The organism is Streptomyces sp. HUAS TT11, assembly GCF_051553595.1.
Lineage (GTDB): Bacteria > Actinomycetota > Actinomycetes > Streptomycetales > Streptomycetaceae > Streptomyces.
The window spans coordinates 232,550-246,977 of the sequence record NZ_CP196184.1 but is presented as its reverse complement, the minus strand read 5'-3'; the positions used below and the strand labels follow the sequence as shown (position 1 = coordinate 246,977).

At 64.9% G+C, this 14,428-nt stretch carries 11 protein-coding genes and 2 pseudogenes; 7 read left to right on the top strand and 6 right to left on the bottom strand.

Annotation, left to right across the window (positions count from 1 at the left end; genetic code table 11):
• Positions 1-147: 147 nt before the first annotated feature.
• From ACSHXN_RS01240 to ACSHXN_RS01230, 3 genes and pseudogenes are all read left to right on the top strand, one after another.
• Positions 148-945 carry a methyltransferase domain-containing protein gene (locus ACSHXN_RS01240; protein ID WP_356292882.1) on the top strand — a complete coding sequence of 266 codons (798 nt, stop codon included), beginning with the start codon at positions 148-150 and terminating at the stop codon, positions 943-945.
• 277 nt (positions 946-1,222) lie between these two features.
• Positions 1,223-1,310 (top strand): annotated as a pseudogene (locus ACSHXN_RS01235) (IS5/IS1182 family transposase); the annotation flags it as partial.
• 148 nt (positions 1,311-1,458) lie between these two features.
• Positions 1,459-2,952, top strand: coding sequence for a phosphoesterase (locus tag ACSHXN_RS01230; protein WP_355132399.1), 1,494 nt, complete (start codon positions 1,459-1,461; stop codon positions 2,950-2,952).
• Positions 2,953-3,202: 250 nt separating this feature from the next.
• Here the strand turns inward: ACSHXN_RS01230 and ACSHXN_RS01225 are convergent, their stop codons facing one another.
• Together ACSHXN_RS01225 and ACSHXN_RS01220 are read right to left on the bottom strand one after the other, a co-directional pair.
• On the bottom strand, positions 3,203-3,643 hold the full coding sequence (locus ACSHXN_RS01225) for a peptidoglycan-binding domain-containing protein (RefSeq protein ID WP_438302441.1): 441 nt from the start codon (positions 3,641-3,643) through the stop codon (positions 3,203-3,205).
• 356 nt (positions 3,644-3,999) lie between these two features.
• Positions 4,000-5,262 (bottom strand): PP2C family protein-serine/threonine phosphatase, encoded by a 1,263-nt coding sequence (locus ACSHXN_RS01220; RefSeq protein WP_356111771.1) that lies wholly within the window; start codon positions 5,260-5,262, stop codon positions 4,000-4,002.
• 487 nt (positions 5,263-5,749) lie between these two features.
• Between ACSHXN_RS01220 and ACSHXN_RS01215 the strand changes: the two are divergent.
• Positions 5,750-5,951: pseudogene (locus ACSHXN_RS01215) on the top strand (VOC family protein); the annotation flags it as partial.
• Between the two features lie 171 nt (positions 5,952-6,122).
• On the opposite strand, the gene ACSHXN_RS01210 reads toward ACSHXN_RS01215, so the two are convergent.
• The 4 genes from ACSHXN_RS01210 to ACSHXN_RS01195 all read right to left on the bottom strand — a co-directional run bounded on the left by ACSHXN_RS01210 (position 6,123) and on the right by ACSHXN_RS01195 (position 11,867).
• Positions 6,123-6,956, bottom strand: a complete 834-nt coding sequence (locus ACSHXN_RS01210) for a PIG-L family deacetylase (RefSeq protein WP_355132396.1) — start codon at positions 6,954-6,956, stop codon at positions 6,123-6,125.
• Between the two features lie 617 nt (positions 6,957-7,573).
• Positions 7,574-10,981 carry a glycosyl hydrolase gene (locus ACSHXN_RS01205; RefSeq protein ID WP_438302440.1) on the bottom strand — a complete coding sequence of 1,136 codons (3,408 nt, stop codon included), beginning with the start codon at positions 10,979-10,981 and terminating at the stop codon, positions 7,574-7,576.
• Between the two features lie 391 nt (positions 10,982-11,372).
• Positions 11,373-11,501, bottom strand: a complete 129-nt coding sequence (locus ACSHXN_RS01200) for a hypothetical protein (RefSeq protein ID WP_355132394.1) — start codon at positions 11,499-11,501, stop codon at positions 11,373-11,375.
• Positions 11,502-11,558: 57 nt separating this feature from the next.
• The gene (locus ACSHXN_RS01195; protein WP_355132393.1) at positions 11,559-11,867 is read right to left on the bottom strand and encodes a glycosyl hydrolase; all 309 of its coding nucleotides are present in this window, start codon (positions 11,865-11,867) and stop codon (positions 11,559-11,561) included.
• A 563-nt stretch (positions 11,868-12,430) separates the two neighbouring features.
• Between ACSHXN_RS01195 and ACSHXN_RS01190 the strand changes: the two genes are divergently transcribed.
• The 3 genes from ACSHXN_RS01190 to ACSHXN_RS01180 all read left to right on the top strand — a co-directional run bounded on the left by ACSHXN_RS01190 (position 12,431) and on the right by ACSHXN_RS01180 (position 14,417).
• On the top strand, positions 12,431-13,471 hold the full coding sequence (locus ACSHXN_RS01190) for a LacI family DNA-binding transcriptional regulator (RefSeq protein ID WP_438302439.1): 1,041 nt from the start codon (positions 12,431-12,433) through the stop codon (positions 13,469-13,471).
• 28 nt (positions 13,472-13,499) lie between these two features.
• Positions 13,500-13,775, top strand: coding sequence for a hypothetical protein (locus tag ACSHXN_RS01185; protein ID WP_438302438.1), 276 nt, complete (start codon positions 13,500-13,502; stop codon positions 13,773-13,775).
• Between the two features lie 96 nt (positions 13,776-13,871).
• The gene (locus ACSHXN_RS01180) at positions 13,872-14,417 is read left to right on the top strand and encodes an AAA family ATPase (RefSeq protein WP_356292914.1); all 546 of its coding nucleotides are present in this window, start codon (positions 13,872-13,874) and stop codon (positions 14,415-14,417) included.
• Positions 14,418-14,428: the final 11 nt, after the last annotated feature.

Here is a 14,428-nt window from a genome sequence, read left to right as displayed (position 1 = left end):
TGAGCTGCGTAGCGACCACCTACAAGCTCGGTACTCACGTTGAACTCGTGAAGTCCGGCGGTCTGATCGCGTCGTCGTCCTGGAGATGCCCTCGAAGCACCTGCTGTGCCAAGCCGTTCATCACCGTGCGAAACGATCACACGGCAGATGGAAAACAGCCTTCACTCCCGGCACGGTCCCGGCAAGAAGCGCATACTGCAAGATGTGGCGATCTACAACAGCATCGGTGCAACCTACGCAGACACCCGGCGGCCGGACTCCCGAATCGCCGCCAGGATCCATCAAGCACTCGGCACGGCTGCCACCGTGATCAACGTAGGAGCCGGTACCGGCTCCTACGAACCGCCGCAAACCGTGCTCGCTGTTGAACCCAGCTCAGTAATGACTGCCCAGCGCCCGGCCGGATCTGCACCCGCCCTGGAAGCATCCGCTGAGTCGATCCCTCTGGCTGACGACTCGGCCGACGCGGCGATGGCCCTTCTGACCGTGCACCACTGGAGCGACCTGGAAGCCGGCATCGGCGAGCTCCTCCGCATCGCCCGACAGCGGATCGTCATCCTCACCTTCGACCCCGACATCAACCACAGGTTCTGGCTGCTGAAGGAGTACCTGCCCGGAGCAGCCACGCTAGACGACACGCGAGCCGTCGCCGTCGAACGCCTGGTCACGCTGCTGGGAGGAGCCAGCATCGAAACCGTCCCCATCCCGCACGACTGCACCGACGGATTCCTCGCCGCCTACTGGCGTCGGCCCGAGGCATACCTCGACCCGGAAGTACGGGCCGGCATCTCGCTGTTCGCCCAGACCGGCGACGAGGTCCTCCAGCCAGGCCTGGCCCGGCTGTCCGACGACCTGACCTCCGGCCGGTGGCACCAGCACCACGCCGACCTGCTCGACCGCGAAGCACTTGACGCGGGTTACCGGCTTCTCGTAGCCGACCTCTAGAACCAGGCGATCCGCGTGACTGCACACTCAAGCCTGGAACGGTGTCTCCGCATATCGGCGCTTGTCACGGTCAGCCGGGCAATCTCCTGGCCGCCGTGGTGAAGCCGCCAGATACTTCCGGTGGTCAGGTTCGGGTTGGCCCTACCTCCATGATGGCGATCACCCCTGACAAGCGTGGATTGCGATCACGGCACCTTCGCGATCAAGGGTACGGCTATCTCACGCAGCGGAAGCTGGTGGGGTGCAACGTCGGGTTGCTGCCGACCCGATAGTCAAGCGCAAGGGCCGCGGGGGCGGGCGCCCGCCGCGAGGCATACAAGCAACGCAATACCGTCGAACGCGGCATCAATCGCCTCAAGCAGTGGGCTTGCAGTCGTCTCTGACGCGGCTGTGTTCAGCCTGCTATGAGCCGCTCTTCCTGATCGCGGTGACCCTCGTTTACCGAATATTTGATGTTCCCTTTGAGGATTCATGGTTGACATGGCGGTAGCTGGTTCAAGGGAAGGTTCGGTTTTGTCGGAGAGAGAAGACCAGGAGCGTTCGCGGGTCTCGCGGCGGCAGTTGGTCAAGTACGCAGGTGTCGGGGCAACGCTGGCGGCGGCAAGCCCGATGGTCGGCGGCGGCGCGGCGTGGGCGCGGGAGGAAGGCAAGAACGACGGCAAGTCGGGCGACTTGCGTGGCCGGGTGTGGCGGGCCGGCGATCACCACGTCCACTCGGAGTACAGCGGCGAGTTCGACACGTCGACGAACCCGCCGAAGTTCATCAAGGGCGCCGACGCGGTGTACCCGATCGTCACCAACGCGATCATGGCGAAGAACTTCGGCCTCACCTGGGCGATGTGCACGGACCACGGCGGCCCGAACCACTCGAAGGTGAACCTGGAGCAGGCGTACCCCGACCTGCTGCGGTCCCGCCGCTTGGTGCCCGAAGTACTCCAGTTCTGGGGCATGGAGTTCGACGCGCCGGCACTGGACCACCACACGCTGATGATCCCGCGCCACGACGACGAGGCGAAGATGCTCTACGACCTGGAGAGCAGGTTCGCCACGCGTGACGCGTTCCCCTCGGATCCGGGCCGGAACACCGAGGCGAAGATGGTCGAGTTCCTCAAGTACGCGAAAGACTTGAGGCAAAAGCCCCTCGTCATCGCCCATCACGCCAGCCGGTCGGCGACCGGGCTGGGAGTGTGGGGGCAGGACACACCCCGCGAGTTCCGCAACGGCAACAACGCGGCCCCCGACATCTACGTCGGTTTCGAGGGTGCGCCGGGCCACCAGGCGGGCCCGCTCAACGGCGGTGCCCGGGGCGGCTACGGCAACTACCCGACCCACGGCGGCTACGACCAGATGACGGCGCGGGTCGGCGGCCTGTGGGACTCGCTGCTCGGCGAAGGGCGGCGCTGGTGGATCACCGCAACGTCGGACTCGCACGTGCATTGGACCCGCGGCGGCTCCGACTTCTGGCCTGGCGAGTACAGCAAGACGTACGTGCTGGCCCGGCAGGACTACGCCGACATCATGGACGCGCTTCGTAACGGCCGGATCTTCGTCACCACTGGTGATCTGATCACCAGCCTCGACCTGACCGCCCGCAGTCAGGGCAAGGGCGCGGCGGTGGGCGAAACCATCACGGTGAGCCGCAGGAACCGGACCGACGTCGAGATCGAGATCAGGTTCCGGCCGCTGGAAGGCACGAACCACAACGGTGACCGTCCGCAGGTTTCACGAGTCGACCTGATCACCGGTCACATCACGGGCCGCGCGGGCAGCCTCGACGCCGACACCAATCCGACCACGAAGGTCGTGGCACGTTTCGGCCCGAAGGACTGGCACAAGCAGGGCAAGGAGTACGTCGTCAAGCACACCCTGCGCAACGTCGAAACCGACATGTACGCCCGCGTACGCGGCACCAACACCGACGAGGCCGAACCGCTGGCCGACGGCAAGGAAAGCCCGTGGGAAGACCTGTGGTTCTACTCCAACCCGGTCTTCGTCCACGTCCGCTGACCCCTGCCACCACGTCGTCGGGCCCCGGCCGGACCCGCCGTCCCTCTCGCACATCGCGACCGTGACGTGAGAGACAGCAACGAGCCCGCGCCCCTCCCGCAGGGAAAAACCCACCGGAGGGGCGCGGGCGCGCTGCGCAACGCACCACTCGTGTCATCACTGCTGGCTGAACGAAGACGCGATCGCTACCCTCAGTCACCCGACAGTTGGCGATGTGCCCTGAGACCGACCCAGGCTGGCGATCACTTGTTCAGGCCGGATAGGGGTGATAGCAATCCAGGGCCGGGTGGTAGAGCACCTGCCACGTGCGCGTTTCGATGACGCCGTTTTCCGGCAGCCCGTGGCAGCCCTGGATCCACTTGATCTTCTTCAGCATGGCAACGTCGAAGACCCCGGTAGGGGCGAGCTTCGGCGGTTGGCCTCCCCACAGATTGCTCAGGCACTGCGCCTGCTTGACCGCCGCGCCGGTCTGGCCGTACGTGAGTGTCGGCCGAAACGCCGTTGAGATGTATGAGCACTCTCGGGGGGTGGCTGAGGCAATCTGCGGCACCGCCAGAACCAGCAATGAGCCTGTGCCCAGTGCCGCACCCAAGGTGATGACTTTGCGTTGTCTCATGCCGTTCCTCCCCGGCCCGGCTGCCTGCTGCACGGTGTGGAATCTTCGTCGATCGGTAAGCCCCATCTTCTCCATATTCGGCAGTATTCGCGAGTTACGTCACGTGTGGCCGAAGAGTGAATTCGATCCGGCGGCCATCAGAGGCGATGAACGAGTCTTGGCCGAGCCGTGCGGGTGACGGACAACCCGAAGTGCGGGGCTTCCACTTCGGAGGGTGTGAAGTCGCAGGTGAGCAGATTCACCCAGCCAGGCCCGATCAACTGAGGCGCAGCACCGGGGGCGTACCGGTCGACGACGGCCGTGAGGGATTCGGTGCTGCCGGAGGCACTGCTGGCTCCGGTGAAGTCGGCCTTGAGCGACGGAGTGCCGTCGGGCTCACGATGGCGACGGCGTGGTCAGCCAGTTGTGGCCACGACGGGGCCGCCGGTTGGTCACGCTGAGGGAGGCCGTAGAGCTAGGACGGCGAGGTCGTCGCGTCCGTCGCTGGGATGCCGGTCCATCAAGGCCTGCACGAATGCGTGCAGCGGCAGATCTGCGTGTTCCGTAGCGAGGGCGACGAGACGTTCCAAGCCAATGTCGATGGGGCGCCGGGGGTACTCGATCAGTCCGTCCGTGAACAAGACGATGGTGGAGCCGGCCGGAACGGGGTGGGTGTGATCGTGGCGCGGCAGCGTGCTGTCGACGCCAAGGGGCACATCCGGCTCGACGAAGAGGTATTGGGCTTGCCGGTCGGGAGTGATGAGCAATGGCGGACAGTGTCCGGCGACACTCCACCGCAGCGTCCAGGTGCCGGGCGCTGTTGGCTCCAGCCGTGCCAGGCAGGCGGTCGTGACCGGGGTATCCGTGATTGCCTGGAGGGCTCGATCGAGGCGGGCGAGGATGTTGCTGGGAGGCGAGTTGCTGTCGTACAGGAGCATCCGAAGCATGTGCCGTGTCTGAGACATGGCGGCGGCTGCGTGAACGTCATGGCCGAGAACGTCGCCGATGACGGCTGCGCAGGTGTCTTCGGAAACCAGGAGAGCGTCGTACCAGTCACCGCCGAGGAGACTGGGCGTGGGGGCGGGGCGGTAGGCCGCGGCGGCCTGGAAGGGGGACAGGTTCGGCAGGCGTGGGGCCAGCAGCCGCTGGAACTCCTCCGCGTCGCGTCGCAGATGGTGGAACAGTCGGGCGTCGTCGATGGCCAGGCCGGCTGCGCCCGCAAGAGCGACGAGCATAGTTTCGTCATGGACGCTGAAAGGGCAACCGTCGAGGCGATCAGCGACGTAGAGGTCTCCGTAGATCTGACCACGGATATGGATCGGCACTCCGAGGAGGCGCCGCATCTCCGGATGGCCGGGAGGAAAACCGACCGAGTCCGGGTGGGCCGAGATGTCGTCAACGCGCAGCGGCACAGGATCGTGGAGCAAGTGAGCCAGCAGTCCATGCCCTACCGGGAAAGGCAGCCCTTGGATGTCGACCAGCTGCTGCTGGCTCAACCCGACGGGGACAAACTCGGCCAGACCATCCGCCGCCCTTTCCGTGTCCAGCACACCCAACGCGCCGTACCTCGCGCCCACGAGATCCATGGCCGTCGTCACGATTTTCCGCAGCACGGCCTGCAGCTCCACATCCCGGCTGAGGGCAGCTTCGAACAACTCATGCAGGCGCTCCTGCACACGGGCGAGCACGACCAACTGCTCCGCGATCAGCTCCAACTGACCACCCAGGCCGGCCCCCTTCTTCGGAGACCGTTCGCTCCCGTGCTCCGTCACCCGCCTCTCACCGTCCGGGCCCCCACTTGGAGGCCGCCGCGCGGCGCGAGCCCATGAGGCCAACACCCCTCTCCATCACTGTGCCGGTCTCAAGGGCGCCCCGACACTTCACACGGCAGGCGCAATGCCAACCCCTTGCCCTACCTCAGCACTCTGCTGGCGCCCTTACGGACTCGCACCCCAGCCTGAGCCGGGCGAGTGACCACAAGCCAGCGCCGCCCCACGTGGCCAGCAGCGTTTTTGAAGGTCGTCGGTTACCTGCCGGCAGCGCATGGCGAGGGCATCGAGGTCGGCCCGTCACTGTTCGGTGAGCTTGTCGGCCCTACGGCGGGTGTTGTTCAGAAAGCTGTCCAGCCGGACGGCTGTATCGCATGTCTGTTTGATTTCTGTGGAGCAGGGTTCGGGGACGGCAGCGAATAGCAGTCATTGCTCCGGTGGCCGAGCTGTCACTGCTGTCGCGGACGACGCTTTCGGACAGCGCGGAGGGCGTATCAGACCCCTTCGGCAACGTCTGGTGGGTGGTCAGCCGTGTTGAGGAGGTCTCCGAGGACGAGATGTGGAAGCGGCTGCAGGACCCCGTGTACGCCGAAGCTATGCGCATAGCTCAGGAGACACTCGACGCTGAGCTCTAAAGACACTGCGGGAGCAGCAGCGCACCGGTCAGGGAACCCAACTGACCACGCTGGTCGGGGCCCGGATGTCCCGGAACGGTGGCCGGTGAGCGAGCAGACCTCGTGTGGACAGGCGTGCGGGTATGTGAGCCGTGCGGTCGATGTGCTTTCCCAGCCTGCTGGACGGGTGGATCAGCGCAGTCCGGCGAAGAGATCGTTCTCGGGTATCGGTGTGCCGGTGGCGTCCTGGACGCGTACGAAGGTCTCTATGCCCATCAACTCGCCGAACCTGTCCTTGCCCATCTTGAGGAAGAAGATGTTGTCGCCCTGACTGGCATGGGCGGCCAGCGCGTCGAACTTCTGGCCGCTGAACGCGGTGGTGTCCACCCAGGTGGTGATCTCATCGTCGGGAAGGCCGATCTCAGGCACCGCGGCGGCCTCGGCGGGATCCGGCTCCGGCATGTCTTCATGGAATTCGCGCATGATCTCGCCGAACCGGTGCATCATCGAGCGGGGCATCGTGGTCCAGTACACCTTCGGTGCCAGCGCGGTCATCTCCAGCGCCGCCATCGTGATGCGGTGGGCCTGGATGTGGTCGGGGTGGCCGTAGAAGCCGTTCTCGTCGTAGGTGACGACCACATCGGGTCGGTAGTGCCGCATGAGTTCCGCGAGTCGGGCCGCGCCTTCCTCCACGGGGGTCTGCCAGAAGGATCCGGGGGTGTCGTTGCTCGGCCAGCCCATCATCCCGGAGTCGGCATAGTCCAGCATCTCCAGATCGCTGACCTTCAGGACATCACAGCTCGCCTCAAGTTCTTGACGGCGCATCAAGGTGACCGCTGCCGGATCGTGCCCGGGTTCGCCCGGCTTGACGCCACCCGGTCCGTCACCGCAGCGGCCGTCGGTACACGTCACGAGAACCGTGCGGATACCTTCCGCTGCGTACCGGGCGAGGACCCCTCCGGTTCCGGTGGCCTCGTCGTCGGGGTGGGCGTGTACTGCCATCAGCGTCAAGGGCCGGTGGGGCATGAAACAGTCCTCCTGCAGAACTACGTCGTGGTCCCAGTGCGCGGCGGGCCTACCGCGCCTGGTGGGGCCCGGACTCTGGTGGGGCCGGACGACCTTTTTGGTCTCCCGGTTCCCCACCCGTGCGGCGCCAGTCCCTCGGTCGGTGCAACCGCGCCGGCCGGACCGGCTGTTCCCTTCGCGGCCGCGTGGCTCTCCGGGCGTCGCCGTGCAACGCGACCAAGGTACAGGCCCGGCCTGCACGTTGGCGCGCTCCACCATCGACCAAGCTGGACTCGTCGAATGCAACCCTCGCAACGCGGGGCCCACGCCCAAGATCCCGTATCGACGACGAGTTCGAGGACCACTTCATCGCCCCTGTCATCGTGGCGGACATCGGCGAAGGCATCTGCGGGTGGGAGTTTCCCGTCGCTGCGTACTGCGTCGAAGTCCGGTAGCCGCACGCGCGAAGCTGTCGTATTCCCCGGCCGCAGCGGCATGGCCGTCGACTTTGAGCGTCTTGAGCTGGGTCGAGATCGGCCCACTTGCCGAGCGTGACGCACCGGCGCGGGGGATGGTCCCGCCGCTCATGAACGGCCGGACCATCCCCCGCAGTTGGGTTGATCAGCGCGGTGGGAAGATCACCGCCCGGCCTTCTGGGGGTGACCCGGCTGCTCGACCACTGCGATGGTGTAGGTCTCCAGTGAGACGTCACCTTGCAGGCCGTACGATGCGACCGCGCCTGCGACGGTGTTGGCGTTGGGCAGATTGGGGTAGCCCAAGGTTCTCATCTGGTTGCGCAGTGAACTGGACACCTCGATCTGGAGCGTGTTGGTACCAGGCTTCAAGGCGGAGCTCACGTCGATGCGGCCGGCGATGAAGTCGTAGGGGATCTTCTGGCCGTTGACCCAGACTTGGGCCAGGGCGCCACCTGTGGAGCCGACGTTCAGGTACGCACCATTGGAGGCGTTCCACGTGCTGGGCAAACGGAACGTGGTGCTGTATGTGCCGACACCGGATACCGACGCCGGATCCTGGGCGGTGAAGGTCATGTCCTTCCATGGGACGAGCGGGGTCGTGCCCACATTGATGTCGGACTTCTTCGTCGTGTAGTAGACCTCCTTGGTGGTGTAGCCCTTGCGTCCCTCGGTCAAGGTCTCCTTGTGCCCCGGCGTCCAGCTGTTGAGTACCAGGTTCCACCGCGAGTTGGTCAGGTTGACGTCGGCCGGTACGGAGATCTTCTTCGTCACGGTGGAGCCGTCGGCCAGCCTGGCGTTGTAGCTGCCCGAGTCGGTCGCGAGGATGGCCACACCGCCGGCGGTCACCACGCCCTGTACAGCGGTGGTGCTGCGCAGAGGCGCGGCCGTCTTGTTCTTCAGGTCGATGGCGATCACCGTGGTCTCACCGGGCGCGAGAGTCACGTCGAACGAGGTCCGTCCGCCGGAGATCTTGTACACGGCCAGTGGCTCGACGCGGCTCGACCACGTGTTGACGCGGTAAGGCTTACCGACCGCATCAACGCTGATGGACGTGGTGGCGGTTTTTGCGTCGATCGGTGCGTTTTTGTAGTCCCCTCGCTTCTCCATGTAGTTGTAGACCCACAGATAGACTGTGTCCTTGGTCTTGCGCATGGCCGTCAGGATCGTCTGGTTCGGTGCGGCATATTCGGCCCGGGGTCGCACCCCGAGCTTCTGCAGTGCGTCGTACACTCCGGTCTTCCCGTAGTAGTACGTCTTTTCGTAGTCCGCGGCTCCCGGGTCGGGGTTGGTTGCACTCTGCGGAACGTCCGCGTTGACCAGCTTGACGTTGGGGAGCCTCTCCATACGGGCCGTCACCCTCGCCAGCTCGGCGTCGGTTCCCTCGTTGCCGAGGGTGTGCACCGCCGCCATGGCATTGAGGTGGTTTTTGGTCGAACCCAGCGTCTCGACCAGGCCGTTGACGATGACCACAGGCAGGCCCTGTCGGGCGAGTTCGTATACTGCTTGGGCGCTCTTCAGCCGGATGGAATCCTGGTAGATGACGACTGCCTGGTATCCCACATTTTCTGGGATCAGGCCGTCGGTCTTGGTGTAACGGACGCTCCGGCCCTCGAGGATTTCAGGCGCGAAGTAGTCGTAGGTGTACCCGTTGTCCTGCAGTTCCAGATCCTTGAAGTACGCCGCCTTGCCGTGCCGCATGTTGTCGACGTTGGGCCCTCCGTTGTTGTAGGCGTAGTCGGTGCGCAGCACCGCCAGGTCCATCTGCGGCTTGCCCTGCTGCAGCACTGCCTGGGTGCGAGCGATCATCGGCATGTAGTCGGTGTACTGCGTGGACTCCGGCTGACGGGGACCCCACCGTTCCGAGAACCGGGCGTACATTCCTTCGTGGCCCGGCCAGTAGGTACCGTCCCAAGGGTTGGACGGGTTGCTGGAGTCGGCACCCGAAATGCTGGAGTAGCCGTGGAACACTGTGTGGCTGATGCCGGATGCGAACTGGGTGTTCATGATCTGCATGAACCGGTCCTGCGGCCAGGTGTAGTTTTCGCCACTGATGGCCCCGGTCTCACTGGAGTAGCGCAACCCTTGAGTGTGAGCCGCGCCCGCAAGCGATCGGTGCGCGTCCAGTTGGTTTCCGTACTCGAGTGACTCGGTCTCGACGTAGTCCACCGCTTGGGCCGGCGTGGTGATCTCGTAATTCACGCCGTAGGAGATCTCGGCTCGGAGCTTCATGTTCATCTCGTCGTGCAGGTAGGCCCGCAGCGGCTTGAGGACGTTGTCGGTGTACATTTGAGTGATCGTTTCGAAGAAATCGTTGCGGATCTTGTTCACCTTCACCTGGTCGGCTCCGATGATCGGGAATGCGGTATCGCGCGCCCGAGAGCCGATCCTGATGACGTACGGCAGATACGGCTCGAGGCTGTACCCGCGCCGCTTCTGGAACTCGCTCATGAGCGTGGAGCCCCAGAATTCGCCGCCGTTGGAGTTGCTGGTCGAGATCTCCAGCGAGTCCATGTACATCTCGCCTCGGCCGTTTTCGATGATGGCCTTCTTCAACTCAGGATCACTGAATACGTGATTCCTGTAGTAGTCGATGAAGTCCTGCATGCCGGCAGGATCGATGTAGTTGATCGTCACGTTCGTCGTGGCCGAGGGTGTCGGCGCCTGCCCGGTCGCCTGCATCCAGAACGCGTAGATGTCCCACGTTCCGGTGCCCGCCGGCGGCGTCCAGTCCAAGGCGAAAGGCTGGTGCCCGGTGGGGTCCTTCATCGTCGCCTCTGTCACCGGGGCGCCGTTGAGGGTGACCTTGGCAGTCAGTACGACCGACTTGTCGGTGTAGCTCATTGTGCCGGAGATGCTGCCGTCGGCGGTGACGGAGCCTGTGTTGTCGTCTGCGCGCTGTATCGCGACCACGGAGATCAGGTCCTGGCGTACGGGTCCGGCTACCGTCATCGTGGACCGCTTCAGTGTGCCGCTGAACGCGGTACCGCCGGTCGTGGTCTGGATGGCGTAGCCCAGCGCCTTGCCTGCCCCGTCGTCGTCGAACTTCAGGTTCTCGATGGGCAGGTTCGCGTTTGCCCAGTGCGTGCCGCTGGTCATGGAGAAGCCCATGCCGTACTTGTTGGCCTGCTGAATGATGAGCTTCGTGTCGTTCTTCCACTCATCGGACCCCCAGCTGTAGATCTGCTGGGGGGTCTTGCCCGTGGTGTTCTTGACGAAGACGGTGTCACTCAGGTTGCTGTCCACGTTTGGCTCGGGCATGCAGACGATTTCCACCGAGCCGATGCCCATGTCGTGGAGGGTCTTCATGTCGGCCTTGATGGTGGCGTCGGTGTGCAGCCCCTCGGCCAGCCACCACCGTGTGCCCGGCCGGTACTTGCTCTCCGGGTTGTCCAAGAGGGCATGCTGCGCTCTGATGAACTTGTCGGTGATACCCGTCGACGGTGACGCGGGCGACGATGCCTCGGCGGAGCCGGCACCGGCCCAGCCTGAGAGCGCCATCGCCATGCCGACGCCACCGCTGATCTTGAGGAGATCTCTACGGCCGAGGCCGGGCTTGTTGTCTTCCATCATTCCTCCTGGGACAGGCGGTAACGGTTCTTGTTCTGGCGAATGAATCGCCGAGCGTTGCGATGCCGTACGGCCGACCGACGGCGATCGCGTGTGCATTACACGTAAGCCCGCAAGGCGACACAGGTCTTCAAGCGTGTGAGGGGTATCGAGGTCATCACGGTTGGTGGCGGCCCTGCGTCGTGACGAGGCGTAGGCACCCGGCCCCGTTGAGCGGGGAACGTGGCGATGGCCGGGCGGGCCGGCCTGCTGCCGAAGGGTGCTCCGCCGGTGAGTGTGACCACCGCAGCGCAGCCGGTGCCGTTCTGGGATGCCTCGAGCGACAGCCCTGTACCGGTGCCGCCGGCCACCTGAACGGCAGCGGAGCGCGCGGTGCACGGCTGGGCGAAGTCCATCAGAGGTGGCCGGGCCGGTCGGTGTCCTGCGGAGATGCGGTGACCGCTGTGGAGAGGGTGATGTCGACGATCTTGGCGATCTCGACATCCTGGCCGTTGGCGGTGCCGGGCTTCAACCGCTGTGCCATGGGGCGCGTTTCGCCGAGCATGGACGGGAACGCCACGGTGATGGCGTCCCGGTAGTACTACTCCTTTTTCACCAGTGTGCGCGGCAGCCGGACATCTACTGCCTTGCCGCCGGCGACGAACGTTTCGTTCCACAGCATCTGCCGTATGGACAGCGCCGGTGTCACCCAGACCGTTCCGGTGGATGACCAGTCGGAGCAGTTGTGGAGTGTCAGGTCGAGACCGAGGCCGTGCGCTTCGGACACGGCGCGGTTCATCAGGTCGAACCACTGGGGGCTGCAGCTGACCACGGGGCCGGAAGGCATGCGGTCGCCGACTTCGAAGAGAGCCTCTCCCGAGGCCGGCACCGACGATGGCTTCCAGCTCACGCGTGATGCCTTCGCTGGTGACGCTGGCGTTCATCCAGTGCGACCGGAAAAGCGGCTTGGCTGGAGCAGGAGGAGCATCGAACGGATCCGAGGCTGCAGCCGTTGAATCGATATTACTTGAGGCGGCCAGAACCATGGAAACGCCGGTCGCCGTTCTGAGGAAGTTCCTGCGGTTCAGGTCCACTGCGCGCTCCTTCGGAGCTTGGCTAGCACCTGTCGGGATCAGGGGGCTGGTGGCTTTGAACTGGTAAAATGAGGGTGAACCAGCCAACGGGCAGTCCTGATTCCTGTGATGGCAGGGGCATGACACACTCCTGGAGAGGTCATGCCCCATCTGCGATAGGGTCATTGATACGATTCAACGATCCGTTAACGTAGAGCACGGAAACGACGAGCGCTAGACACCGAGCGAAGATCATTCGCACGGTCCCCGTACGCCAGCTGTTTCTCCGGCCCGCGATGACAGCGGGCTGAACGGCTTCGCGCGGTCCCATTACCATGGTCAACGCAAGTGGCGGGGCTGTCCGGGGGCACATGCCCAACCGGTAGAGACGTGCTGCCCGATGCGTGACGGTGAGGAGCAGGCCGTGGTGGTCGGGATCAAGGATGTGGCTCGCCATGCCGGCGTCTCCTCGGGCACCGTTTCCAACACGCTGAACCGACCCGACGTCGTATCTCCTCTGACTCGGGCGAAAGTTCTGAAGGCGATCAAAGAACTCGGCTACGTGCCGGACGAGTCGGCCAGACTGTTGCGTTCGGGCGAGAGCCGCCTGTTGGCCGCGCTCGTACTCGACCTGGCCAATCCCTTCTTCGTCGACGTGGTGCGCGGCGCAGAGTTGGCGGCGCAAGAGGCCGGCCTCAACCTGATCACGTGCAACAGTGCCCAGAAGGCTGAAAGCGAGGCCTCGCACCTCGAGATGCTCGCCCAGCAGCGGGTGCGCGGAGTGTTGTTGTGCCCGGTCGACGACGACAGCGGACGCAGTATGCGCAGCATGGCCCGTAGCATGCTGCCTCACGTCCTGATCGACAGCGATCCTTCCGACTATGCCGCCTGTTCGGTGCTCGTGGACGACGTCCGGGGCGGTCAGCTCGCCGCGCAGCATCTGCTGGAAATGGGACATCGTCACATCGCACTGATGAACGGCCCGATGCGCCTTGCGCCGTGCCGCGACCGCGAGAAGGGGGTGCGGGCGGTGATGGAAACGAGTACGGAGCGTGCCCAGTTGACCGTGCTCTCCGTGGAGGGCTTGGACGTGACCGCGGGGCGGGAGGCGGGCCACCGGCTGCTCGAGGTTGCGGACCGTCCCACCGCGGTGATCTGCGTGAACGACCTCACGGCGCTGGGAGTGCTGCAGGCCATGACCGCAGCGGGCGTGCGGGTCCCCGACGAGATGGCCATTGTGGGATACGACGACATCGAGTTCGCCTCGGCCGCGGCGGTGCCGTTGTCCTCCGTGCGGCAGCCGACCGAGCAACTCGGACGCACTGCAGCAAGGTTGCTCATCGAAGAGACCGACGCAACCAGATCGGCCGACCACCAGCACCAGAAGGTGACCTTTTTTCCGGAGCTCGTCGTCCGGGAGTCGAGCCGACTCCAGCGGTAGCCGCGTACCCACTCCACCGGAGACCGGCATGAGCACAAAGAGCGAAGCCCCCGGCCCGGTCGAGGCGTGGCTGGAGGAGATCGCGAAGGCGACCGGCCAGGAGCTGGACGTGGTCAAGACGGTCCTTGCCGAGCGAGATGTTCGACCGCAGACCGAGCTACCGAGGCCGCATTCGCTGCGGGTGACCGAGGTGGAGTTCGAGGGCGTGCGTCCCGTGCCGGCCGGTGAACATCGGCTTCGACAGCGTGAGCCGGCCCCGCTTGTCAGCGGGTTCCGGTCCCACTTGGCGATCGTTCGGGCATGATCTGTCAGTGTGTTTTGGCCTCACCCCTCGCGTCGCGGTGTGTGGTTCAGGGGGCTGCTGTGGCCGGTGGAGGTAGCCATTGAGGGAGAGATGTCTGTGATCGTCTGGGTGAACGGCGCGTTCGGCAGCGGGAAGAGCACGCTGGTGGATGAACTGATTCCGCGCTGGCCCGAGGCGCTTGTCTATGACCCGGAGATGGTCGGTTTTGTGCTGCGCAAGATCGTGGACGTCCCGACCGGCGATTTTCAGGATCTGCGGCTGTGGAGGCGGCAGGTCGTGGACCTGGCCGTGGGGCTCGTCGAGGAGTATCGGCGGCCCGTTCTGGTGCCCATGACGCTGGTCAACCCCGGCTACGTGGAGGAGATCTTCGGCGCGCTGAAGGACGCGGGGATCGCTGTTCACCACTTCTTCCTCAAGGTCTCTGAGGATGTGCTGGTGAAGCGGATCGACGGGCGGAGCTTCACGCCGGATGATCCCGCGCAGGATGAGCAGGTGCGGGGATGGTGCAGGTCCAAGATCGAGTCGTGTATGGCCGCAGCGGACACCCTGCCCAGTGACACCGTGTTCCTCGACGGCGAGCTGAGTCCGCGGGAGTTGGCCGACGACGTGCTGGCCCGCGTTGGTGCGGTCCCGGGCCGGTAATCCGGGTTCTC

What these genes read in the sequence shown, in the direction of transcription:
- ACSHXN_RS01240 (WP_356292882.1), top strand. Translation starts at nt 148, where the DNA reads ATGGAAAACAGCCTTCACTCCCGGCACGGTCCCGGCAAGAAGCGCATA.
- ACSHXN_RS01225 (WP_438302441.1), bottom strand. Translation starts at nt 3,643, where the DNA reads ATGGAGAAGATGGGGCTTACCGATCGACGAAGATTCCACACCGTGCAG.
- ACSHXN_RS01210 (WP_355132396.1), bottom strand. Translation starts at nt 6,956, where the DNA reads ATGCCCCACCGGCCCTTGACGCTGATGGCAGTACACGCCCACCCCGAC.
- ACSHXN_RS01205 (WP_438302440.1), bottom strand. Translation starts at nt 10,981, where the DNA reads ATGATGGAAGACAACAAGCCCGGCCTCGGCCGTAGAGATCTCCTCAAG.
- ACSHXN_RS01200 (WP_355132394.1), bottom strand. Translation starts at nt 11,501, where the DNA reads ATGGCACAGCGGTTGAAGCCCGGCACCGCCAACGGCCAGGATGTCGAG.
- ACSHXN_RS01190 (WP_438302439.1), top strand. Translation starts at nt 12,431, where the DNA reads ATGCGTGACGGTGAGGAGCAGGCCGTGGTGGTCGGGATCAAGGATGTG.
- ACSHXN_RS01185 (WP_438302438.1), top strand. Translation starts at nt 13,500, where the DNA reads ATGAGCACAAAGAGCGAAGCCCCCGGCCCGGTCGAGGCGTGGCTGGAG.